A 22,873-nucleotide genomic window follows, 5' to 3' on the forward strand; every position below is an offset into this window, starting at 1 on the left:
GCTCTCCTTCTGCCTAACAGTTGAAGGATCAAGTTTTGTGGCAGAATGGAGGTATGACTTCTGCACGCTGGCTCGATCCCGAAGAACGCCAGGCCTGGCTGGCTTTGCTGGCGGTGTCCACCCTGCTGCCCGGCACGCTCGACGCCCCGCTGTACCGCGAAGGCAAGCTGACGCTGTTTGATTACCATGTCCTGGCCATGCTGTCCGAGGCGCCGGACCGCTCGCTGCCGATGAGTGAGCTGGCCTCCCGGACCTATTCCTCGCTCTCCAGGCTGTCGCACGTGGTGAAGAAGCTTCAGGGCCGCGGCTGGGTCGAGCGGGCCCAGTGCGCGGATGACGCCCGGGTCACCATGGCGTTGCTCACGGAGGCGGGGATGGAAGCGATCCAGTCCCTGGCGCCGGGGCATGTCGAAGCCGTCCGCCAGGCGGTTTTCGATGGCTTGGACCGCCGGGACGTGCAGGACCTGGAGCGGATCGGCAAGAAGATTGTGCAGCAGTTGGAGCCCGGCAGTTGGGTGCTGCGCGAGCCCCGACTGAACGCCTGAGGGGCGCATTCGCCGCCGAGGGGGCCGCCGCCGTCGTTGGTTTGATCCAAACGGCTGCTGCCCCTAAGATGGAAAGGCGTTAAGTCACGCAGTATCGGCACCCCCTTGCCAAGGTAGGGCGGTGCGGGCATTGCGTGGCGTCCGTGTTTACCTAGAAATAAGGATCGCGGATAGGCCGTTCTTCCCCCGGGAAGAAGTGGTTTATTTGCACCTGACTTCACCGTCTTCCCCGCGGCGAGGCACTTCGGCTGGATCTCACCCCGCCAGGTTCACCTCCGGAAAGTCGCAGTAATAACGGTGTCACAACTGGTGGCGGGCGCTCTTACACGCAGATTCGCAGGCCGCTTTACTTCGTCTCTGCGTCAGGTCCGTCATATTTACTACAACTGGAGGAGAGATCATGGCAGCACACTGCCAGGTGACCGGAGCCGAGCCCGGCTTTGGCCACAGCATTTCGCACTCGCACCGCCGCAACAAGCGCCGGTTCGACCCGAACATTCAGAAGAAGCGCTACTGGGTTCCGTCCCTGCGCCGCAATGTCACGCTGCAGGTTTCGGCCCGCGGCATCAAGACCATTGACGTCCGCGGCATTGACGCAGTCGTCACCGAGCTCCTCGCGAAGGGTGTGAAGCTCTAGTGGCAAAGGACAAGGACGTACGTCCCATCATCAAGCTGAAGTCCACCGCTGGCACCGGCTTCACCTACGTGACCCGGAAGAACCGTCGTAACGACCCGGACCGCATTGTCCTGAAGAAGTACGACCCGGTCATCCGCAAGCACGTCGAATTCCGAGAGGAGCGCTAAACATGGCCAAGAAGTCCAAGATTGCTCGCAATGAGCAGCGCAAGGTCGTTGTCGAGCGTTACGCCGCGAAGCGTGCCGAGCTGAAGAAGACCCTGGTCGACGCCAACGCGACCGACGAGGCCCGCGAAGAGGCCCGCCTGGGCCTGCAGAAGCTGCCCCGCAATGCTTCTCCGGTCCGCGTCCGCAACCGCGACCAGATTGACGGCCGCCCCCGCGGCACGCTCCAGAAGTTCGGCATCTCCCGCGTGCGCTTCCGTACCATGGCGCACAACGGCGAACTGCCGGGCATCAAGAAGTCCAGCTGGTAAAAACCTGTTGGCTTCAGCATGAAGCTGCTTGAAGGGCGGCGGTCCCAGTCCGGGGCCGCCGCCCTTTTTCATGCCCTGAGCAGTCTTTGGAGCAGCCTCGCGGCTCCCGGGAACATCCTCAGATGACCTCACATCACGACGGCGACGCCCGCGGCTGCGGGGGAACGGCGCTATGCGAGCGGCGCGCCGAGCGCGCACATCATATGCTCTGGGCGGAAAATGCGGGCCTCCGGAGGCAAAATCGGCTCAATTCCGGGTATTTCGCTAAAAATTCCGCCAGAATCCGCGGATTTTGCCGGATCTGGGTGGCCAAGCTGGTAAGTTTTCGCACAGTAGCTTTCCGCAGCCGCGGAGGCTCTGACCAAACCAAAGCAGTCCAGGAGGACAAAAATTGGCTATCAACCGCAGTGAACTTGTTGCAGCTGTTGCAGAGAAGGCTGGCACCAGCCAGACCGCAGTGAACGGTGTCCTGGACGCTGTCTTCGACATCTTCGCAACCTCCGTCTCCAAGGGCGAGAAGATCACCATCCCGGGCTGGCTCGCAGTCGAGCGCACCGACCGTGCTGCCCGCACCGGCCGCAACCCGCAGACCGGCGAATCCATCCAGATCCCGGCCGGCCACAGCGTCAAGCTGACCGCTGGTTCCAAGCTGAAGGCTGCTGTCTCCAAGAAGTAGTCCACACCCTTACTTCCGCAGGACCGTCACCGGCAACCGGTGGCGGTCCTGCTGTTTAACCCGTTGGCTTCTACGGGCGGTAAAATAGGGGCCGGGTGTGCGCCGCATCCGATGACTGATCAGGACGGAGGACTGAGGGCATGGTCCAGCGGAAAGGCCGGCTGCTGCGCGGTTGGCTGGGCGCTGCCGTTGCCACTTCCCTCGCCTCGTTCTCGCACTTGGTTGGCGGCGGGCACGTCCCCGCGCCGACCGTGTGGCTTCTGGCGTTTGCCCTTGCCGGGTTGGTCTGCGTCGGTTTGGCCGGCAAGTCGCTGTCCTGGGCACGCCTGCTGGCCGCGGTGGGGATCAGCCAAGCGATCTACCACCTGCTCTTCCAGTTGGGCCACGCTGCACCGGCGGATGTCCCGACGGTCGGCCATGCGGGCCATCACCTCGCGCTGCTGCCGGCCGGATCGCTGGTCCCCGATGTGTCCCCTCACGAGGCAACCGCGGCTACTCCTGCCATGGCGGCGGCCCATCTGGCTGCGGCCGTCGCCACCGTGCTGCTGTTGCGCCGAGGCGAGCATGCTGCGGCTGCGCTGGCCGGAGCGGTGGCCCTGGCCGAGCCGCGCAGGCTGGGCAGCTGGCGCCCGATGCCTCGGGCACGGCTGGCCGCCCCGGTGGAACTGCTGATCCAGCCATTCGCAGCCCTCGGCATCCCGCTCCTGTCCATGCGGCACCGGGGCCCGCCGTTGCGTCACGCTTTCTGACCCGCGCACTGCGCATCCCTTGACGAAAGAACGTGATGAACCGCCCTCTGAACATTCCTGCCCCTGTGCGTATCAGTACAGACGGGTCTTCGGTCTCCCTGCGTCGCCAGGAGGAAGGCCTCCGTGCCGCCCGGCAAGCGATGGCCCGTCGGCTGCTCGCGGCTGCCCTGATGGCCATGCTGCTCTGGTTGGCGCTGGCGCTGGCGTTGGCACGCCCCGCCGCCGCCCACGACGAACTCATCAGTTCGACGCCGGAGAACGGTGCCGTCCTGGACACCCCGCCGACGGAGGTCACGCTCAAGTTCAGCGCCAACGTGATGGACATCGGCGCCACTACCCAGGTGCTGGACGGCGAGGGGACCGATTGGGCTGCCGGCGCGCCGGTGCTGAGCGGCAGCCAGGTCAGTATTCCGCTGCGGGACGGCATGCCGGACGGCGACTACCAGCTGGGCTGGCGCGTGGTTTCCAGCGACGGCCACCCGATCGAGGGCACGCTGAAGTTCACCGTAGCGGCAGCGAGCCCCGCAGCGTCCTCTGCCGCCGGCAGCACCTCCGAGGCCGCCGGACAAGAGGAGGGCCCCAGCAACCTCGGACTCTTCGTCGCGCTGGGCGCCGGCGCGCTGGCCATCGCCGCGGGGCTGGCCGCGTTTGTGATCAGCAAGCGTGGCGGGGGAACGGACGCTCGTGGCTGAGCGTTTGGCTCCGCCGGTTAAGCAACGTCCCGCGGCGGTTACCGCCGACGGGATCGGCAGGGGATGGGTCCTGGCCGGAGCCGTTGTCCTGGTCCTGGCGCTGGTTGCCGCCCTGCTCTATTCCGGGGCTGCCGCCGCCCGGCAGCTGTCCGATCCCGGCGCCCTGACCCGCTGGGCACTGCCAGTGGCCAAGGCCGCCAACAACACGGCACTGTCCGTGGTCATCGCTTCGCTGCTGTTCGCCGTCGGGATCCTGCCCAAGCAGCTGCGGCCCAACCGCAGGCCGGGCAAAGGCGAGGAGGGACCCGAGCATCCGGCGTTTACGGCGGCGCTGAGGCTGGCCGCCATCGCGGCGGTCGTCTGGACGCTGGCCGCGATGGCCGTGCTGGTCTTCAGCTTCTCCGACATCGCCGGCCTGCCGGTCAGCGGGGATGCCAGCTACACCGCCGGATTCGTGGGATTTATGACGGATATCGGCACCGGCCAGGCGTGGCTGACCATCACCATCGTGGCCGCCATCGTCGCCACGCTCATCTTGGGCATCCGCTCACTGCCGGGGCTGGGCATGACGCTGGCGCTGGCTACCGTCGGCGGACTGCTGCCGATGGCCCTGATCGGGCACTCCGCCGGCGGCGACGACCACTACGGAGCCGTCAACTCCATCGGCCTGCACCTGCTGGGCGCCTGCCTCTGGGTGGGCGGCATCATTGTGCTCGCGGTCATCTCCGGGACGCTGGGCACCAAGGACATCACCGGCCAGGTGCTGCGCCGCTATTCCTCGCTGGCGCTGATCAGCTTCTTCCTGGTCTTCTTCTCCGGCATCATCAACGCGTCGATCCGGATCACCTCGCTGGACCAGCTCTCCAGCCCCTATGGCGTGCTGGTGGTGATCAAGGCCCTGGCCACGCTGCTGCTGGGCGCGATCGGCTTCATGCACCGGCAGTGGATCATTCCGGAGCTGGGCACCAAGTCCGGCAAGCGGGTCCTGTGGCAGCTCATCACGGTGGAGCTGCTGGTCATGGCGGCCGTGTTCGGGATCGCCACGGCGCTGGCGCGCACGGCGCCGCCCACGCCGGAAGAGTTGCCGGTGGACGCGTCCCCGGCCCGCATCCTGACCGGTTACGACCTGCCGCCGGAACTTGTCAACGGCAGTTGGTTGACCGTTTGGCGCTGGGACTGGTTGTGGGTCACCTTCGCCCTGGTGGCCGGCATTGCGTACCTGGTGGCCGCCGTCAAGCTGCACCGCCGCGGCGACCGCTGGCCGGTGGCGAGGACCGTCAGTTGGATTGTGGGCTTGCTGGCGCTCACCTATGTCACCTCCGGCGCCCCGGCCGTGTACGGGATGGTGCTCTTCAGCGCGCACATGCTCGACCACATGGCGCTGACCATGGTGGTGCCGCTGTTCCTGGTCCTGGGCTCGCCGATCACGCTGGCGCTGAAGGCGCTGCCGCCCCGCGGGGACGGGAGCAAGGGCCTGCGCGAATGGATCCTCTGGCTGGTGCATTCGAAATACTCGCAGGTCATCACGCACCCGCTCTTTGCCGCGGCGAACTTTGCCGGCTCGATCATCATCTTCTACTACTCGCCGCTGTTCCGGTTTGCCTTGGATGAACACACCGGCCACGAGCTGATGAACCTGCACTTCCTCTTGACCGGCTATATTTTCATCCTGACGATGATCGGCCAGGACCCGCTGCCGCGGCGGGCCCCGTATCCCATGCGGTTGTTGATCCTCTTCGCCACCATGGCGTTCCACGCCTTCTTCGGCGTGGCTCTCACCAGCTCGACGGCCCTGATCCAGGCCTCCTGGTTCGGCAGTATGGGCCGCGAGTGGGGGCTCTCGGCCATGGACGATCAGCAAGTCGGCGGAGCCATCATGTGGGGCGTCGGCGAAATACCCACGCTCTGCGTCGCCGTCGGGGTGGCGATCATGTGGTCGCGCTCAGACGCCCGGGAAACAAAGCGTAAAGATCGTTCAGCCGAAAGGAATAACGACGCCGAACTGGCGGCTTATAACGATATGTTTGCCAAGATGGCCCGGCAGGACGAACGCATGGTCCCGCCCGGGGCCGGCAGGCCGGCCGGCCACCGCGCGTCCGGGGACCACCAAGACGCACCGAAAACCACAAACGGGCAGGAGCCCGCTCCGGACCCGGATAACGCCGGCCGGAGCCAAGGAGAATCCAGATGACTGAGGCAGCCGAGACCATCCGCACTAACTACCGGGTCCGTGGTTCCGACCTCGTGGGCCGCAACTGGCTCAACACCGGCGGCAAGCAGCTGGGATTGGAAGACCTGCGCGGCAAGATAGTGTTGCTCGATTTCTGGACGTTCTGCTGCATCAACTGCCTGCACGTGCTGGACGAACTGCGGCCGCTGGAAGCGAAGTACAAGGACGTGCTCGTCACGGTCGGCGTGCATTCGCCCAAGTTTGAGCATGAAGCGGACCCGGTGGCGTTGGCCGCGGCCGTGGAGCGCTACGAGATCCAGCATCCGGTGCTGGACGACCCGGAGCTGGATACGTGGCAGGCCTACGCCGCCCGGGCGTGGCCGACGCTGGTGGTCGTCGACCCCGAGGGCTACATTGTGGCGCACCTCTCCGGCGAGGGGCACGCCGGCGGCCTGGAGTCGTTGGTGAAGGAACTGGTGGCCGAGCATGAAGCCAACGGCACGCTGCACCGCGGCGACGGCCCCTACGTTCCCGCGGAGTCCACCGCCGGGGACCTGCGCTTCCCGGGCAAGGTCATCCCGCTGCCGGACGGCGTCGGGTCCGAGGGCGGCTCCTTCCTGGTCACCGACACCGGACACCACCGGCTGGTGGAGCTGGCTGCCGACCTGTCCACGGTGCTCGCCACCTACGGCTCGGGCGAGAAGGGCTGGCAGGACGGAGCCGCCGGCGAGGCCAAGTTCAATGAACCCCAGGGCCTCGCCCTGCTGCCCGAAGAGGTCCGCAGCCAGGCCGGCTACGACGTGGTGATTGCAGACTCGGTGAACCACCGGCTGCGAGGGCTGTCGCTGGCCACCGGAGAGGTCACCACCGTGGCAGGCAACGGTGTGCAGCGCCTGCTCGATGCCAACACCCAGCGCACTGCTCCGGGAATGGAGCAAGCGGGTCCCGGATCGGTCGCGGACGAAGCCCCCTCCGGCGCGGCGCTGGAAGAGGAGCTTGCCGAAGCGATCGCGTCCAACTGGGCACAGTTCGCCGCCGATCCGCTGGCTGTCTCGCTCAGCTCGCCGTGGGATGTCTACTGGTCCACACAGCTGGACGCCGTGGTCATCGCCATGGCCGGCGTGCACCAGATCTTCACCCTGGACCCGGTCTCCGGCAAGGTGGCCATCCTGGCCGGAACCGGCCTGGAGGGCCTGCAGGACGGCGACGCCACCGTGGCCTGGTTCGCCCAGTCCTCCGGGCTCGCCGGTGACGCGGCCGGCAACATCTGGGTCGCGGATTCGGAAACGTCGGCGCTGCGCAAGATCTCCTTCGTGGACGTCAACGGCGAAAACCGGGTGCAGGTGTCCACCGCCATCGGCGCCGGTCTCTTCGACTTTGGCTTCCGCGACGGCGCGGCCGCCGAGGCGCGGCTGCAGCATCCTCTGGGCGTGGCGGTCCTGCCCGACGGTTCGGTGGCGGTGGCGGACACCTACAACGGCGCCGTGCGCCGCTACGATCCGGCCACGGAGACCGTCTCCACGCTGGCGCGGGGCCTGGCCGAGCCGTCAGACGTGCTGCTGGACACCACGGCCGTGGCGGACGGCGGCGAACCGCTGCTGCTGGTGGTCGAAGCGAACAAGCACCAGCTCATCCGGTTGCCCGTCCCCAAGGAAGCGCTGACCGTGGACGAGGGCGCCTCGCAGACGCAGCGGCCGAAGACCGAGGTGTCGGCCGGCCCGCTGGCGCTGACCGTCCGCTTCGCCGCCCCCAAGGGCCAGAAGCTGGACGACCGCTGGGGCGATCCCACCCAGTTGAAGATCTCCTCCTCGCCGGAGAACCTGCTGGTCTCCGGCGGCGGCACTTCGGTGGGCCTGCTTCGGGAGCTGGTGCTGTCCGACGAGGTCACCGAGGGCGTCCTGCACATCACCGCCCGCGCGGCGGCGTGCGACGGCGAACCCGGCGGCGAGATTCCAGACCACGCCGCCTGCCACCTGTACCAGCAGGACTGGGGCATCCCGGTAGTCATCGGCTCGGGAACCGGCGACCTGACGCTGGACCTGCGCGGGCTGGACTAAACGGGCACGCAGCACAAAGATGCTGGAGGCGGACAGGGAGTCCTGTCCGCCTCCGGCATCTGATGTAGCGTCAGCGGTCCGACGGCACGCCAGCCTGCAGTGTTGCGGCAATTCTTCCCACCACGTACCCGGCGTCCCGGCCGACGCCGCCGATGAGTGCTGGTCGCCCAAGCCTACCGAGCCTGGGTTTTCAAAGCGTTGGCCGGCGCCCTCGGGTAGCGCTTGGCGCGGGTCCGGGCGGTGAAGTGGCTAGTACTCCACCACGGGGGTCAGGGTGACGTGTCCGTCGTTGACGGACAACCGGCCGGTGAAGTCGAAATCCTGCTTCAGCTCGCGTTCCACGGAGGCGCCGGTGAACAGGTCAATTTCCACCACGTTCAGCTTCGCCACCCCGCGCAGCGGACTGAGTACCCAGCTGCCCTTGAACGGCTCCACCTTGACCTCGGGATACTCTTCGATCGACCAGTCGATGGTGTCGTCCTGGACCCGGTCCATCGATGCGCTGAACGGGCAACCGGAGGGCTGCAGCACGCGCTGCTCCGCACAGGAGTCCAGGAAGGCGTTGACCTGGCCGCTCAGGTCGTCGACCAGCTTGGGCGTGGCCTCCGTTGCCAGCGAGAGCCGGGCGTCCGGGGCGTTCTGCGGGCCGGTCAGCACGGATTCGACCACCGGTGCGGCGAAGTAGTCGCTGGCGTAGTGGGCTTCGAAGCTGCCGGGGTAGAACACGGCGAACGAACTCTTGCCTTCCGGCAGGGCCACCCTGGTGCCGTTCAGCGAGGCCTCGTTGCCGTTGACCACGTCCACGCTGATGGTGGGCAGTGTGCTGGGCACGAAGGACCATTGGTTGAAGAAGAGCCACGTGGTGCCCGTCTTTTCCAGGGTGAAGGTGGTGGTGTGGGCAACGCCGTCGACCGTGTAGCTGACCGGCTGGTCCACCCTGTTGTCGCCAGCCGGAACCGGATCCTGGATTTCCAGGTTTTCGAGCGTGTCCACCGAGGCCTTGAGCGCTGCGCCGTCGAGCATGGCGGCATTGGCGTCGGGCACGGTGGCGTGGAGCAGACCCAGCGCGGTCCCGCCGTTGCCGTCTTCCAGAGCGTTGAAGTAGGCCTTGACCTGGTGCTGCGGACTGAACACGAACGCATTGACCAGCACAATAGTCAGCGCGGCAGCGGCCACGGCAAGCATCAAGCACAGCAGCCACGTGGCTACGGTCCTCAGTACTTTTGAATTTCCCACTAACCCTACGTTACCCGCTGGCGGGACGGTTGCCGGGATCGGCATGATTCAGGTTACTGCGCCGGCGGCGGCTGCGGCCCCTTCAGTGCCGAAGACGGCGGCGCGCCCCCCCATCAACGTCGGCGGCGCCGCCTGGTCCCGAACAGGCCGCGCATCAGTTCACGCCCCAGCACCGAGGCGGTTTGCAGCGCGAAATCCTTCAGGTCGTCGTTGTTGGCACTGCCCTGCGGCGAAGATTTTGGCCGGGACGAAGGCACGTTGCCCGGGCCGGACTGCCTCGGTGGTGCACTGTCCGGCACCGTGGCAGGCGAGGGTTCCCGGCTGTCCGGTGCCGTCGAGGTGGGGCTGGCCGGACGCGTAGACGGTCGGCCGAGGATGGTTTCCTCAATCCGGCGGGCCTCGGCGTCGATGTCTGCCGGGGTCTGTGGGGTGGTCGACTGCGGGGGCGGTCCGTCCGCCGTCGTGCCGGCCGGCACCCGGGCGCCGCTGAGTTTCTCGAACGCCGAGCGGCTGTCCACCACCGGCCCGTAGACCGGCAGCAGCGACGACCCGTCCACGATGGCCTGCACGGTGGCAGCCGGGGAGGGGCCCATGGTGGAGCCGGGGGAGCAGAGCCGGGTCCAGGCCACCGGCGTCGGGGCGCCCTTCTCATTCATCACGGTCACTACCGCTTCGCCGATCCCCGCGCCGGTCAGCACTTCCTCCAGGTCGTAGTCGCTGACGGGGAAGGTGGAGACGGTGGACTTCAGCGCCTTGGCGTCCTCGGGAGTGAAGGCGCGGAGCGCGTGCTGCACGCGGTTGGCCAGCTGGCCCAGCACGTCCGCCGGAACATCGCGCGGTGTCTGGGTGACAAAGAAGATCCCGACGCCCTTGGAGCGGATGAGCCGCACCGTGGTGGCGATCGACTGCAGGAACGCCTTGGAGGCGTCGCGGAACAGCAGATGCGCCTCGTCCAGGAAGAACACCAGTTTGGGTTGTTCCGCGTCGCCGACCTCCGGCAATTCAGCAAAGAGGTCGGCGATCAGCCACATCATGAAGGTGGAGAACAGCAGCGGGCGCTGTTGCAGCGAGGACAGCTCCAGGCAGGAGATGATGCCGCGGCCGTCACCGGCGGTACGCAGCAGCTCGGCGGTGTCGAACTCCGTCTCGCCGAAGAACGTGTCCATGCCCTGGCCCTCCAGGGACACCAGCTCACGCAGGATGACTCCGGCGGTGGCTTTGGACAGTCCGCCCAGGTTCTCCAGGGCCTCTTTGCCGTCGTCGGAGACCAGGAACTGGATCACGGCACGCAGGTCGGCCAGGTTGTAAAGCTCCAGGTCGTTCTTGTCCGCGTAGTAGAAGACCAGCTGCAGGCTCGATTCCTGCGTCTCGTTCAGTTCCATCACCCGGGACAGCAGCAGCGGGCCGAAGTCGGAAATCCGCGCGCGGACCGGGACACCGGTGCCGTCACCGCCCAGCGAAAAGTACTCCACCGGGTAGGCGGACGACTTCCAGTCCTGCCCGACGCTTGCCGTCCGCTCGGCGAGTTTGGTGCTGCCGGCCGACGGGGTGGAGAGGCCGGTCAGGTCGCCCTTGATGTCCGCCAGAAACACCGGGACGCCGTGCGCGGAGAGCTGCTCGGCAATGACCTGGAGCGTGATCGTCTTGCCGGTGCCGGTGGCACCGGAGATCAAGCCATGCCGGTTCATCATGGACAGCGGCAGCCGTACGGCCGCCTCCGGATGCACCTGGCCGTCCACCAGCGCCGCGCCCAGATGGATGGCTGCCCCGTCAAAGCTGTAACCCAGCCGGATAGCTTCCACATGTTCTGCCGGAGTCCGCACCATGGCAGCAGCGTAGACCACGCGGGTTGTTAGCCATAGACCCGGCCGCGCCGGTCTCTGCCATAATCAGCGCATGGAACTGGCACCGGAGGACCTCAGGCATCTGCGCCGCTGCGTGGAACTGGCTCGTGAAGCCCTGGATGACGGCGACGAACCGTTCGGCTCGCTACTGGTCGATGCGCACGGCAGCGTGGTGTTCGAGGACCGCAACCGGGTCAAGGACGGGGACCAGACCCGGCACCCGGAGTTCGAGATCGCCCGCTGGGCGGCGGGCAACATCCCACCCGAGGAACGGCGGAGGGCGACCGTTTACACCTCGGGGGAGCACTGCCCGATGTGTTCGGCCGCGCATGCTTGGGTGGGGCTGGGGCGGATCGTCTACGCTGCGTCGTCGGAACAGCTGGGCCGGTGGCTGGCGGAATGGGGCATCGGCCCGGCGCCGGTGGCCGCGTTGCCGATCCAGACAGTGGCGCCGGGGATCGAGGTGGGCGGGCCGTCCGCCGAGTTGGCGGACGAGGTCCGCGGGTTGCACCAGCGGTTCCACCGGTGCCGAACGGACTGCCGGCAGGGGTCCCTGCCGGCTGGGACCGGGGAAGCTACTTAACCGCGTAGGGCGGCCGCATCAGCCCTTCGTTCACGGACTCGGCGGGGTCGGAGCCCAGCTCAACGATCTTGTTGTCCGCGTCCACATGCACGACGGAAGGAACGAAGGACCGCGCCTCTTCGTCGGTCATGTCGGCGTAGGTGATCAGGATGACCAGGTCGCCTTCATGCATCAGGTGCGCGGCGGCGCCGTTGATGCCGACGACGCCCGAACCGCGTTCACCCGCGATGGTGTAGGTCTCCAGCCGGGACCCGTTGGTGACATCCACAATGGACACCAGTTCGCCGGGCAGGATGTCGGCGGCGTCCAGCAGGTCGAGGTCCACGGTCACGGACCCGACGTAATGCAGATCGGCGTGCGTCACCGTCGCACGGTGGATCTTGGACTTGAACATTTTGCGCATCATCGGGTTCAAGTTTAGTCTCCCTCCGGCCGCCGATGAAACGCATCCGGTTCTGGTTTGCCGGTGGCCCCGAGACTAGGGTAAAGCCACCAGAAAGCAGCGATGTGATCCGTCGAAGCAGGAGGCATCATGAGTTCGGAGATCGGCAGAGATCGGTACGACGACGGTGGTCCCCGGCCGGGAGCCGACGCTCCGGCAGGTTCGGGGGAACCTCAAGAACCCGGACCAGCGCCGATGGAGGCGTCGGCACCGCCCACCCAGGCCATGCCCGCAGCGACACCACCGGCACCTGCGCCCACGCAGGCGACGTCTGTTGCGAGCCCGGACCAGCAACAGACCGCAGTCTTCGACCGCCGGTTCACCGCAGACAGCATGGACCCGGATGCCGGCAGCCCAAACGGGGCAATAGCAGCCGAACGGAACTATAGCGACACCAGCGCGTACCGACCCGAGGCCGCCCTCGACGCGGAGTCGCTGTACCTGCGGGAACACAATGCCTACGGCGGGGTGAGGCTGGGGTCGGCGTTTTTTGGCTGGTTGACGGCAGCGGGACTGGTTGTGCTGATCACCTCGGCGGTGGTGGGCGTTGCCGCGGCCTTCGGGATGGCCACTGCGGCCGAAGTGCGCGGCTGGATGGACGACATCACCCAAAGCAGCGGCGCGGCAGCCATCACCGCAGGGATAACGCTGGCGGTCATCGTCTTGCTGGCGTATTTCGGCGGCGGCTACGTGGCAGGACGGATGGCACGGTTCGACGGCGTCAGGCAGGGTCTGGCGGTATGGCTGTGGGGCATCGTGATGTCTGTTCTTGCGGGACTGATCGGTCTGGCCGCCGGCGGTTTGGGCGTGCTGACCGGGCCGGCGCCCGTGCCGGTCGTTGAGCGCCCCGTCCAAGAGCTGACTCTTCCGGGCCTGATCGCGCTGGCAATAGTGCTGCTGGCCAGCCTGGCCGGGGCACTGCTGGGTGGCGCCACCGGCATGCGCTACCACCGCGCCGTTGACCGATCCGGCTTCGTACCCGACGAGGACATCGAGTAGCACCACCCAGCGGGCCCCGGCGGGAAAAGAAAAGCACCCCGGCCGATAGGCCGGGGTGCGCGGTGCGAGTGGAGCGGGCGACGGGAATCGAACCCGCGTATCGAGCTTGGGAAGCTAGCGCTCTACCATTGAGCTACGCCCGCACAGGATCCGGCGAGGAAGCCGGACCCGGTCAAACAACGAAACCGAGTTTACCCCAGGTCAGCGGCCAGCCGGAATTCAGACCGGCTGCCCGGCCGTGGAGGCCTCACGCTCGCGGGCTTCGCTGATTTCTTCGGCCCGGGCGGTGTTGGCCTCCTGGGTCAGCGCGGCCCCGGCTTCGGCGTCACGCGTCAGGTTGTCGCCGGTCTCGGGGTCGAACAGGTGCATCTTGCGGGTGTCCAGCCACAATTCAGCCGAGCGCCCGCCACGGATCCGGCTGGCCGCGTCCAGGGTGACCACGATCTGCGGCCGCAACTCGTCGGCGTCCATCTCCGCAGCCAGCGAATTGAGCAGCTCGCGGACCTCCGGATCCGGGTCAAAGTTGATGTAGCCGTACTGTTCGTTGCCGAGCCACTCGGTGTGGGTCAGCTCGGCCATAAACGAGGACCCCAGGTCCTTTTTATGCTCCTCCACCAGCGAAGCATCCTCGAAGAACTCCGGCCGCAGGCCCACCAGCACTACCTTTTTGCCCGCGGCGGCGCGTGCCTTGTCCTCGGTGACCGGGATGTCGCCAATCGGCGTCTTCAGGACGTCGCCCTCCAAAGTGGCCGGCAGGAAGTTCATTGAGGGGGATCCGATGAAGCCCGCCACGAACAGGTTGACGGGCTGTTCGTAGAGTTCGCGCGGGGAAGCGATCTGCTGCAGCACACCCTTCTTCAGCACCGCCACCCGATCGCCCAGCGTCATCGCCTCGGTCTGGTCGTGCGTGACGTAGACGCTGGTGACGCCGAGCCGGCGCTGCATCTGCGAGATTTCCGAACGCATCTGGCCGCGCAGCTTGGCGTCCAGGTTGGACAGCGGCTCGTCGAACAAGAACGCATCGGCCTGCCGGACGATCGCGCGTCCCATTGCCACGCGCTGCCGCTGGCCGCCGGAGAGGTTGCCCGGTTTGCGCTCCAGATGATCGGTCAGCTCCAGGGTCTTGGCGGCGTCCGTGACCAGCTTCCGGATGTCGTCCTCGGTGTGCTTGCCCTTGGCCAGCCTCAGCGGGAACGCGATGTTCTCGAACACGGTCAGGTGCGGGTAGAGGGCATAGTTCTGGAACACCATGGCCAGGTTCCGGTCCCGGGGCGCCTTCTCATTGACTCGCTTGCCGTCGATCAGCAGGTCGCCGGAGGTGATGTCCTCGAGCCCCACGATCATGCGCAGCAGCGTCGACTTTCCGCAGCCGGAGGGACCCACCAGGATGATGAATTCGCCGTCCTCGATGTCAATGCTGACGTCGTTGACTGCGGGGAAGCCGTCGCCATACTGCTTGACGAGGTTCTGCAACGTGATCGATGCCATGGGATGTCCTTTCCTGCCGCGGGCCTAGCCCTTGACGGCGCCTTGGGTCAGGCCGGAGACGATTTGGCGCTGGAACAACAGGACCAGCAGCACAATGGGAATGGTGACGATGATGGCCGCCGCGGAGATCGCGCCGACCGGGGACTCGAACTGGGAAGCGCCGGTGAAAAAGGCCAGCGCCGCGGGGACCGGGCGTGCGGCCTCGGTCGAGGTCAGCGAGATGCCGTAGACGAAGTCGTTCCAGGCGATGAAGAAAGCGATGATCGCCGTGGTGAAGACGCCGGGTGCGGCCAGCGGCACGATCGCCTTGCGGAACGCTTGCCAGGTGGTGGCCCCGTCCACCTGCGCTGCCTGCTCCAGTTCCCACGGGATCTGGCGGAAGAACGCCGCCAGGGTCCAGATGGAGATGGGCAGGGTCAGCGAGAGATAGGGGATGATCAGGCCCGGCCACGTGTCGTACAGCCCGATGTTCCGCCACAGGTTGAACAACGGGGTGACGATCGAGATCACCGGGAAGATGGATACCGCCAGGGCGGTGGTGAGAATGACCTTCTTGCCCGGGAAATCCAGCCGGGCAATGGCGTAGGCGCAGAGCGTGGCCAGGACAACGGCGATGAACGTGGCGATCAGCGCGATGCCGATGGAGTTTCGCAGCGAGCTGAGGAACAGGTCCTGCGCCGAGCCGACCAGGATCTGTTCATAGTTGGACCCCGTCCACGAGTCGGGCAGGAACTTGCCCGAGGTCAGCTCGCTGGGCAGCTTGAACGAGGTGGCCAGAATGGACGCCACCGGAAACAGCGCGTAGATGAGCACCAGGACGGAGATGACGATCCACGTCACCCGCTCCTTGGTTCGTGATGCTTTCATCATTTGCCTCCTCTCTGGCTGGCCAGGTCCACTTTGAACAGCTTGATGGCGATAAAACAGATCAGCAGCACGCACACGAACAGCAGCACCGACACCGCGGATCCGAGGCCGATTTCCAACCGCCCGATGGACGTCCGGTAGGCGAGCAGCGAGAGCACTTCGGTGTTAAACGCGCCGTTGGTCATGATGAAGACGTTGTCGAATATTCGGAATGCATCGAGCGCCCGGAACAGCACGGCCACCATGATCGCGGCCTTCATGTTCGGCAGGATCACCCGGCGCATCCGCTGCCACCACGTGGCGCCGTCCACTTCCGCGGCTTCGGTCAGCTCGTCCGGCACCTGCGCCAGACCGGCCAACAGCAGCAACGAAATGAACGGCGTGGTCTTCCAGATTTCGCTGGCCATGATCACGAACAGCGAAGTCCACGTTCCGGCGAACCAGTTCAGGTCCGGATCGATGCCGGGCACCCAGTTGAACCAGGTGTTCACGAAGCCGGAGTTGATATCGAACATATAGAACCAGGCAAATGCGGAGACCACGGTGATGATCCCGTAGGGGACCAGAATGGCAGTGCGCAGCCAGCCGCGCACCGACTTGAGCGCCTTGTGCATCACCAGCGCCAAAGCGAAACCCAGGATGAGTTCCACGACGACGGTCACCACCGTGATCAGCAGCGTCACCCCGAGGTCCCGCCACCAGACCACGTCCGTAAGGATCACGCCGTAGTTGGCCAGCCCGATGAACGCGCGCTCATCGGGGGCGGTGAGCCGGTAACTGAACAGCGAGTCATACAACGCCTGCAGGATCGGGTAGGCCGTGACGGCCAGCATGACGACGAAGGCCGGGCCCGCCAGCCACCAGCCCAGCCGGCGCTCGGCCCTGGCGCGCTCGCTGAACTGTTGGACGGCTCGGCGCCGGCCGGTGCCCCCGGCTTGGCCGCTCGGGAGCGTGGGCGTTTCGGTCGTGGTGCTCACAGCAGGTTCTCCCCCCGTAGGACGGAAACGATGAAGTCCGACGTCTCCTGCGGCGTGATCGCGGGATCAACCTCATCCGGCGGGGCGAAATTCTGCTGCAGGCTGGTGGAAACTTCGTTGTAGAACACCGTCTGCGGACGCGGCGCCGACAGTTCCAGAGATTCGCGGATGGTGTCCGCCATCGGGAAGGCATCCTTGATCCGCGGATCGTTGTAAGCCTCGGTGTTCGAGGGCGGGTTGCCGTTGGAGATGAAGTACTCGGCTTGGTTCTCCGGGCTGACAATGCACTCAATGGCGGCATAGGCCAGATCTGGGTGCTTGCTGGCCGCCCCCACGCCCAGGTTGATGCCGCCGAGCGGCGGCGCAGATTGCTCGCCTTCGTTCATCCGCGGGTACAGGGTCCAGCCGATGTCGTCGATCAGGGACGCATCCAGGGTGCCGTCCTCCACCGAGGCGTTGGTAGCCGGCCAGACGAACGGCCAGTTCACCATGAACGAGCCCTTGTCGCCCTGGAACAGGATCATCGAATTGTTCTCGTCCTGGGTGGGCAGCCCCGGTCCGCCCAGTCCGTCCTTGCCGATGGTGGAGATGACTTGGGCAGCTTCCGTGCCGGCCTTGCTGGACAGGCCCAGCTCGATTTGGTCGGCCTTGGCCTCGGGGTTTTCCAGGATGTGGCCGCCGGCGGACTCAACCAGGGCGTTCAGCCAGACGGTCATGGACTCGCCGCGCTGGCCCTGTACGCCCAGGAACTTGTCTTCCTTGGCGGCAGCGTCGATCAGTTGTTGCCAGGTGACCGGCTTCGTCATGTCCAGGCCGGCTGCCTCGGCCACCGACTTCCGGTACCAGAGCAATTGAGTGTTGGCCCAGAACGGAACGGCCACGAGTTTGTCTTTCCACGTGGCCCCGGTGAGGGCGCCCTCCACGACGTTCTGCGTGGTCCGCTGCGCCACGGTGTCCGGGACCGGAGCGAGGAAGCCCGGCTCCGCCAGCTCGGGGATGAAAGGTGGGTCCAAGCTCATGATGTCCAGAGACGAGTCGCTTGCTGCCAGCCGCCTGGCCAGCTGCTCCCGCTGCGATGCGGCGTCGTTGGGCAGCAGCGAGGTTTCGATCCGGTACTCGCCGCCGGCGGCCTCGGTGCATTTTTCGGCGATCGCCGCCTGGCCGCCCGCGTCGGGGTTGATGTACCAGGTCAGGGTGGGCGGTCCCTCCTCGGCGCTGCAACCGGCCAGCAGCGTGGCTCCCAGCGCGAGCACCACTGCCGCTCCGGTTCGAGCTGTGCCGCGCCGGTAGCGCGGCCGGTATCCGTCTCTGGGCATCGGCACTGGCCTCCACGTTCTGGTAGACGCTCCGGCTGCCCGGCTTCTGTCGCTCATATGTGCCACGCAGCCTCGTAGAAATAGAGCGTATTCTCCCGCAGGCAAATGCGCCATGGCCCGCGCGGCCTAGGAACCGGCTGGCCGAAGGAATACCGTGGGCCAGATCGAACGTTGTGCCGCATACCGTCCGGCAACTGCGGGCGTAGCGTGAGGGAAGGCGAGCATGGCGAATTCAACTGACGACGCCCGGCGGCGGGAAAGCTGGCTGCGCTTCCGGGACCACCGGAACCAGGCGTTGGCCGTCGAGCATGGCTGGCTCACGCTGACCTCGCTGCAGTGGCTGCCCGCCGAGCCGGCACCGCTGGAGAAGATCACTGGCCTGTGGAGCGCCAACGGTCCGGCATCCGCGGGCGGACACGCCACCCTGACGGCAAGCGCCGACGACGGCTTGTACTTCGTGGAATCCGGCGAGCCGGCGGTCGGAACGTATACGGCCACGCTGGGCAACGAGGAATCGCTGCTCTGGGTACGCCGCGGCAGCATCGCCGTCGAACTCGCCGCCCGTGGCGACCGCTATGCCATCCGGACGCGGGACAATGCCTCGCCGGTGCATGCTGACTTCGAGGCCGTGCCGGTCTTCGACTACAACCCGGATCTGGTGGTGGCCGGCAGATTCGATGAATACGACCAACCGCGGACCCTGCCGATCGCCACGTCCAATCCAGACGTTCCCGGTGCCATCACCGCGGTGGGCACGGTCAGCTTCGACCTGGACGGCACCCGGCACACGCTGGTGGCCGAGCCGGAGAGACTGGGTGCGTTGTCGCTGAACTTCCATGACGCCACCAACGGGGAGACCACCGCGGGCTGGCGTTCCGTCGCCACCCGCCGGCCCGGCCCCGACGGAACCGTCCTGATCGATTTCAACCGCGCCACGAATTTCCCCAGCGCTTTCACCGACTTCGGTACCTGCCCGATGCCGGTTGACGGCAACGTCATCACGGCCCCGGTGGAAGCCGGTGAACGCCGGGCGCGCTGACTTTCCAGTGCTGACTTCTATCGCTGACTTTCTACCGCCGACGGCCGAATGGTGGCGCCGTACGCCAACCTGCGGGAGGATCGTCGGATGGGACCGACGGCGGACGACTTCCGCACCATCACCGACGACCTGACCGGCCGCTTCGCTGAACTGCCGGACGATGCCTGGGGCAAGCCTGCGCTTGAGCTGGCCTGGGACTGCCGCGAGACAGCCGCACATCTGATGGACGACTTCGCCTTCTATGCGATGCAATTGTCCGGCCGTCGACCGCCGCAGGATGACTACGTGGCGTTGGTGGATCCGCCCGCGTGGCAAGCGGGCGGGCCGGAGATCTTGTTCTGGCCCGATCCCGCCACGGGGACCGCCGGAATCGTCAGCTGCTTCGACGCCGCGGCCGGGCTGCTCTATGCCGTCACGGCCACCGCGCCGGCAGGCCACCGGGGCTACCATCCGGCAGGAACCTCGGATGCGTCCGGTTTCGCCGCGATGGGGGTGGCCGAGGCCGTCCTGCACGGCTTCGATATCCTCGCTGCACAGGGGATCAGCTACCGTCCGGATGAAGTGGTGATCGCTCGGGTCTTGGACCGGATCTTCCCGGCTGCCGAGCGGACCGGCGATCCCTGGCAGGACCTGTTGGGGGCCAGCGGCCGGACCCCGGAAACCCGCGGGCAGCAGTGGCGTTGGGACTCGTCGGTACGCGGCTGAGGGGGAGTGCACCGGGCGGGAGCGCGGCCCGGGCCGTAGGCTGGTAGCAGTCCTGCAAAGAGGCAGGGGTACCGACGGAAGCCGCTATGACCGTAGATAAGAACACCCGCCGGCTCGAAGACAATATCGAGACCGACTTTTCGGACAAGATGAGCTATGGCTCCTACCTGTCCTTAGACCAGCTGCTCGCCGCTCAGCACCCGGTCAGCCGTCCGGAACACCACGACGAACTCCTGTTCATCATCCAGCACCAGACCTCCGAGCTGTGGCTGAAACTGGTGCTGCACGAGTTGCGCGCGGTACGGCAAAAACTGCGCGACGACGACCTGCGCTTTGCGATGAAGGGCATCGCCCGGATCAAACACATCCAGCGCTCGCTGACCGAGCAATGGTCGGTGCTGGCAACACTCACCCCGTCCGAATACGCCGAATTCCGCGGTGCGCTGGGGTCGTCGTCCGGCTTTCAGTCCTATCAGTACCGGGCGGTGGAGTTCCTGCTGGGTAACAAGAACAAGGGCATGCTGGACGTCTTTGCGAATGATCCGGCCGCGCAGGCCTTGCTCGCCGAGCTGCTGGAGCAGAGCAGCGTGTACGACGAGTTTCTGGCCTACCTGCACCGGCATGGCTATCCCATCCCGGCGGAATTGCTGGACCGGGACGTGACAGAGGCCCACGTTTTCAACCCGGAACTGGTGGAGACCTTCACCTCGGTCTATGAGAACGCCGGGCTGAATTGGGACGTCTACGAGGCCTGCGAGGAACTGGTGGATCTGGAAGACAACTTCCAGCTCTGGCGCTTTCGGCACCTGAAAACGGTGGAGCGGACCATCGGCATGAAGCGCGGCACCGGCGGATCCTCCGGCGTCGGCTTCCTCCGCCGGGCGCTGGAACTCACGTTCTTCCCCGAGCTGTATGCGGTGCGCACGGAGATTGGCAAGGCCGGACCGGTCGAATAGGGGCGTGGACGAGGGCTGCCGGCGGAGGCCGTTCGTTCCCCCGCCGGCAGCGGCCTGATGGCTTGGGCGGCCGCCTTCGGATCCCGCGCGGCCCAACTGATTCCATGGTCGCACCCCTTCGCGGATCGGGACAGGGCCTGAGCCCGGATGCTCCCGTCCGAGGGCGGCGTCATGCGGCAGGGGAGGGGCCCGTTCCCGTGTATTTTTAGAGTGTGCTGATCTCCGACCGTGATATTCGTGCCGAAGTGGACTCCGAACGCATCATTCTTGATCCGTTCCAGCCGGACATGATCCAACCCTCGAGCGTGGACGTGCGGCTTGACCGGTTCTTCCGGCTGTTCGACAACCACAAGTACGCACACATCGACCCGCAACTGGAGCAGCCCGAGCTGACCCGGCTGGTGGAGGTGGACCCGGAGGAGCCGCTGATCCTGCATCCGGGCGAATTTGTCCTCGGCTCCACCTATGAGACGGTGACGCTGCCCGACGACATCGCCGCCCGGCTGGAGGGCAAGTCCTCGCTGGGCCGGCTGGGCCTGCTGACCCACTCCACGGCAGGGTTCATCGATCCCGGCTTCTCCGGACACGTGACGCTTGAGCTCTCCAACATGGCAACACTGCCGATCAAACTCTGGCCGGGCTCCAAAATCGGCCAGCTGTGCTTCTTCCGGCTGTCCTCGCCGGCCGAGCACCCGTACGGCTCCGGCGAGTACGGCAACCGCTACCAGGGCCAGCGCGGCCCCACGGCATCGCGCAGCTACCAGAATTTCCACCGCACGGTCATCGAACGCTGATCCGGCCGCTGCCCGGCGGCTGAGCGCCCGGGCAGTTGCCCGCCGGACCCAGGCCGAGCCCGCGGGACTCAGGCCGCGGGAGTGGTGGCCCGCTGGATTTTCGCCGGTGGTTTGACCGGAAGCAGCAGCAACAGGCCGGCCAGCAGTACCACCAAGATGCCCAGGATGCCGTAGCGCTGTTCGCCGAACACGGTGATGAACAGTGCGAACAGCGATGGCGCCAGGAAGCTGACGGCCCGGCCGGTGGTGGCGTAGAGGCCGAAAAATTCGCCTTCCTCGCCGCGCGGCGCGAGCCGGGCCAGATAGGCGCGGGAGGACGACTGGGCCGGTCCGACGAACAGGCACAGCAGCAGGCCGAACACCCAGAAGGTGGTATCGCCGGTCCAGACGTTGCCGAAGAAGACATGGTCGCCGGCGCCCAGGATGAAGATGGCGGCAGCGGCGACGATCAGCCCGGACAGGGCCCAGACGATGACATTCTTCGGGCCCACCCGGTCGTCCAGCACCCCGCCGAACACCGCACCCAGCGCAGCGACCACGTTCCCGGCGATGGCGAAGACGATCACCTGGCTGAGCGAGAAGCCGAAGGTCCCGGCGGCAATCACCCCGCCGAAGGTGAACACCGCGGCGAGCCCATCACGGAAAATGGCGCTGGCGATCAGGAAGAAAATCGTGTGCGGGCTGGAGCGGAAGATCGCCTTGATGCGGCGGAAGAGCAGGCCGTAGGAAGCGAAGAAACCCAGCGACGCGGCCGCCGGTTGCCGGGGGATCTCCGGAACGGCAAACAGCACCGGCAGCGCGAAGGCCATGAACCAGACGGCGCAGAACACCGCCACCAGCCGAATGTTCAGCCCGTTGTCCGCCGTGGCCCCGAACCATCCGGTTTCCGGCAGGACAAACCCGACGAGCACCAGGGCCAGCGCCACGACGCCGCCAACATAACCCATCGCCCAGCCGAATCCGCTCACCTTGCCGATGGTCGACGGGGTGGAAATTTGCGTCAGCATGGCGTAGTAGTTCACATTCGCGAACTCGAAAAAGATGTTCGCCAGCGCGATCAGCGCCACGCCCAGGAAGAGGAACCCAGGCGACGGAAAGACGAAGAAGCAGAGGCCGGTGAGTACAGCCACCGCCACACTGTTGACGCCAAGCCAGAGTCTGCGGCGGCCGCCGGTGTCCGAACGCTGGCCGGTCACCGGCGCCAGCAGCGCGATGGCCAGGCCTGCGATGGCCAATCCGTAGCCGAGGATTTCCGAAGCGAACGCCTCGCCGCCGAAGGCGTCACTGGTCAGGTAGACAGTGAAGACAAACGTTGTCATCACGGCATTGAAGGCCGCCGACCCCCAGTCCCAGGACGCCCAGGCCAGGACATGCTTCTTGTTCAGCCGTTCCGCTGCCGCACCGCCCGCGTCTTGGGTTACCGGCATGCCGGCCGAGTCAGTCATACCGCGATGCTATCCGTTTCGCCCGGTGCGAACTTTGAGCAGCGCCGCAAGCCCCATGAATCTTTGCCATACCGTGGAGCCGAAGGCCCGGCGGGGCAAGTCCGGCGCCCGGATGCAGTGCCCCGCGGGCGCGGGAGCATTTATGCCATGGGTAGAATGAAGCATGCCCTTGTCCGCCTAA

At 66.3% G+C, this 22,873-nt stretch carries 23 protein-coding genes and 1 tRNA gene; 15 read left to right on the plus strand and 9 right to left on the minus strand.

Features of this window, described 5'->3' with window-relative positions; genetic code table 11:
* Positions 1–53: 53 nt before the first annotated feature.
* The 9 genes from AB0N75_RS00360 to AB0N75_RS00400 all read left to right on the plus strand — a co-directional run bounded on the left by AB0N75_RS00360 (position 54) and on the right by AB0N75_RS00400 (position 8,001).
* Positions 54–545 carry a MarR family transcriptional regulator gene (locus tag AB0N75_RS00360; protein ID WP_127512991.1) on the plus strand — a complete coding sequence of 164 codons (492 nt, stop codon included), beginning with the start codon at positions 54–56 and terminating at the stop codon, positions 543–545.
* A gap of 400 nt (positions 546–945) precedes the next feature.
* On the plus strand, positions 946–1,182 hold the full coding sequence (gene rpmB / locus AB0N75_RS00365) for a 50S ribosomal protein L28 (protein WP_127512990.1): 237 nt from the start codon (positions 946–948) through the stop codon (positions 1,180–1,182).
* Positions 1,182–1,349, plus strand: a complete 168-nt coding sequence (rpmG, locus tag AB0N75_RS00370) for a 50S ribosomal protein L33 (RefSeq protein ID WP_127512989.1) — start codon at positions 1,182–1,184, stop codon at positions 1,347–1,349. The genes rpmB and rpmG overlap by 1 nt, the downstream gene beginning before the upstream one ends.
* Before the next feature lie 2 nt (positions 1,350–1,351).
* Positions 1,352–1,657 (plus strand): 30S ribosomal protein S14, encoded by a 306-nt coding sequence (rpsN, locus tag AB0N75_RS00375; protein WP_127512988.1) that lies wholly within the window; start codon positions 1,352–1,354, stop codon positions 1,655–1,657.
* Between the two features lie 391 nt (positions 1,658–2,048).
* Complete coding sequence (locus AB0N75_RS00380; protein ID WP_127512987.1) at positions 2,049–2,333, plus strand: HU family DNA-binding protein; 285 nt, start codon at positions 2,049–2,051, stop codon at positions 2,331–2,333.
* A gap of 140 nt (positions 2,334–2,473) precedes the next feature.
* Positions 2,474–3,082, plus strand: coding sequence for a hypothetical protein (locus AB0N75_RS00385; RefSeq protein ID WP_364643514.1), 609 nt, complete (start codon positions 2,474–2,476; stop codon positions 3,080–3,082).
* A 65-nt stretch (positions 3,083–3,147) separates the two neighbouring features.
* Complete coding sequence (locus AB0N75_RS00390) at positions 3,148–3,774, plus strand: copper resistance CopC family protein (protein WP_364643517.1); 627 nt, start codon at positions 3,148–3,150, stop codon at positions 3,772–3,774.
* Positions 3,767–5,965 (plus strand): cytochrome c oxidase assembly protein, encoded by a 2,199-nt coding sequence (locus tag AB0N75_RS00395; protein WP_364643520.1) that lies wholly within the window; start codon positions 3,767–3,769, stop codon positions 5,963–5,965. Before AB0N75_RS00390 ends, AB0N75_RS00395 begins: the two co-directional genes overlap by 8 nt.
* Positions 5,962–8,001, plus strand: coding sequence for an NHL domain-containing thioredoxin family protein (locus AB0N75_RS00400; protein ID WP_364643523.1), 2,040 nt, complete (start codon positions 5,962–5,964; stop codon positions 7,999–8,001). Before AB0N75_RS00395 ends, AB0N75_RS00400 begins: the two co-directional genes overlap by 4 nt.
* 249 nt (positions 8,002–8,250) lie before the next feature.
* On the opposite strand, the gene AB0N75_RS00405 is transcribed toward AB0N75_RS00400, so the two are convergent.
* Entirely contained in the window at positions 8,251–9,237 is a 987-nt protein-coding gene (locus AB0N75_RS00405) for a hypothetical protein (protein WP_364643526.1), read from the minus strand.
* 113 nt (positions 9,238–9,350) lie between these two features.
* The gene (locus AB0N75_RS00410; protein WP_364643529.1) at positions 9,351–11,063 is read right to left on the minus strand and encodes a helicase HerA-like domain-containing protein; all 1,713 of its coding nucleotides are present in this window, start codon (positions 11,061–11,063) and stop codon (positions 9,351–9,353) included.
* A gap of 70 nt (positions 11,064–11,133) precedes the next feature.
* Between AB0N75_RS00410 and AB0N75_RS00415 the strand changes: the two genes are divergently transcribed.
* Entirely contained in the window at positions 11,134–11,664 is a 531-nt protein-coding gene (locus tag AB0N75_RS00415) for a nucleoside deaminase (RefSeq protein ID WP_364643532.1), read from the plus strand.
* Here the strand turns inward: AB0N75_RS00415 and panD are convergent.
* A complete protein-coding gene (gene panD / locus AB0N75_RS00420; protein WP_364643535.1) occupies positions 11,657–12,070 on the minus strand; it encodes an aspartate 1-decarboxylase in 414 nt (137 codons plus the stop codon). The genes AB0N75_RS00415 and panD overlap by 8 nt on opposite strands.
* 126 nt (positions 12,071–12,196) lie before the next feature.
* On the opposite strand from panD, the gene AB0N75_RS00425 reads away from it, so the two are divergent.
* Positions 12,197–13,105: a hypothetical protein gene (locus AB0N75_RS00425; protein ID WP_364643538.1), complete on the plus strand. Its 909-nt coding sequence runs from the start codon at positions 12,197–12,199 to the stop codon at positions 13,103–13,105.
* A gap of 69 nt (positions 13,106–13,174) precedes the next feature.
* Here AB0N75_RS00425 and AB0N75_RS00430 read toward each other — a convergent pair.
* From AB0N75_RS00430 to AB0N75_RS00450, 5 genes are all read right to left on the minus strand, one after another.
* Positions 13,175–13,248, minus strand: a tRNA-Gly gene (locus tag AB0N75_RS00430).
* A 76-nt stretch (positions 13,249–13,324) separates the two neighbouring features.
* A complete protein-coding gene (gene ugpC, locus AB0N75_RS00435; protein ID WP_364643541.1) occupies positions 13,325–14,593 on the minus strand; it encodes a sn-glycerol-3-phosphate ABC transporter ATP-binding protein UgpC in 1,269 nt (422 codons plus the stop codon).
* A 24-nt stretch (positions 14,594–14,617) separates the two neighbouring features.
* Positions 14,618–15,460: a carbohydrate ABC transporter permease gene (locus tag AB0N75_RS00440; RefSeq protein WP_364643544.1), complete on the minus strand. Its 843-nt coding sequence runs from the start codon at positions 15,458–15,460 to the stop codon at positions 14,618–14,620.
* The gene (locus tag AB0N75_RS00445; protein WP_364643547.1) at positions 15,460–16,437 is read right to left on the minus strand and encodes a sugar ABC transporter permease; all 978 of its coding nucleotides are present in this window, start codon (positions 16,435–16,437) and stop codon (positions 15,460–15,462) included. Before AB0N75_RS00445 ends, AB0N75_RS00440 begins: the two co-directional genes overlap by 1 nt.
* Positions 16,434–17,753 (minus strand): extracellular solute-binding protein, encoded by a 1,320-nt coding sequence (locus AB0N75_RS00450; RefSeq protein ID WP_364643550.1) that lies wholly within the window; start codon positions 17,751–17,753, stop codon positions 16,434–16,436. Before AB0N75_RS00450 ends, AB0N75_RS00445 begins: the two co-directional genes overlap by 4 nt.
* A 223-nt stretch (positions 17,754–17,976) precedes the next feature.
* On the opposite strand from AB0N75_RS00450, the gene AB0N75_RS00455 reads away from it, so the two are divergent.
* The 4 genes from AB0N75_RS00455 (at position 17,977) to dcd (ending at position 21,247) form a co-directional block, all read left to right on the plus strand.
* Positions 17,977–18,792 (plus strand): DUF1684 domain-containing protein, encoded by an 816-nt coding sequence (locus AB0N75_RS00455; RefSeq protein WP_364643553.1) that lies wholly within the window; start codon positions 17,977–17,979, stop codon positions 18,790–18,792.
* 87 nt (positions 18,793–18,879) lie between these two features.
* A complete protein-coding gene (locus tag AB0N75_RS00460) occupies positions 18,880–19,497 on the plus strand; it encodes a DinB family protein (protein ID WP_364643556.1) in 618 nt (205 codons plus the stop codon).
* Positions 19,498–19,583: 86 nt separating this feature from the next.
* Complete coding sequence (locus tag AB0N75_RS00465; protein WP_364643559.1) at positions 19,584–20,453, plus strand: tryptophan 2,3-dioxygenase family protein; 870 nt, start codon at positions 19,584–19,586, stop codon at positions 20,451–20,453.
* 212 nt (positions 20,454–20,665) lie between these two features.
* On the plus strand, positions 20,666–21,247 hold the full coding sequence (gene dcd, locus AB0N75_RS00470; RefSeq protein ID WP_127512972.1) for a dCTP deaminase: 582 nt from the start codon (positions 20,666–20,668) through the stop codon (positions 21,245–21,247).
* 68 nt (positions 21,248–21,315) lie between these two features.
* Here dcd and AB0N75_RS00475 read toward each other — a convergent pair whose 3' ends face one another.
* Positions 21,316–22,674 carry an MFS transporter gene (locus AB0N75_RS00475; RefSeq protein WP_364644767.1) on the minus strand — a complete coding sequence of 453 codons (1,359 nt, stop codon included), beginning with the start codon at positions 22,672–22,674 and terminating at the stop codon, positions 21,316–21,318.
* Positions 22,675–22,873 lie beyond the last annotated feature (199 nt).

This window comes from Arthrobacter sp. NPDC089319 (assembly GCF_040684925.1).
In the GTDB taxonomy this organism is placed as follows: domain Bacteria; phylum Actinomycetota; class Actinomycetes; order Actinomycetales; family Micrococcaceae; genus Crystallibacter.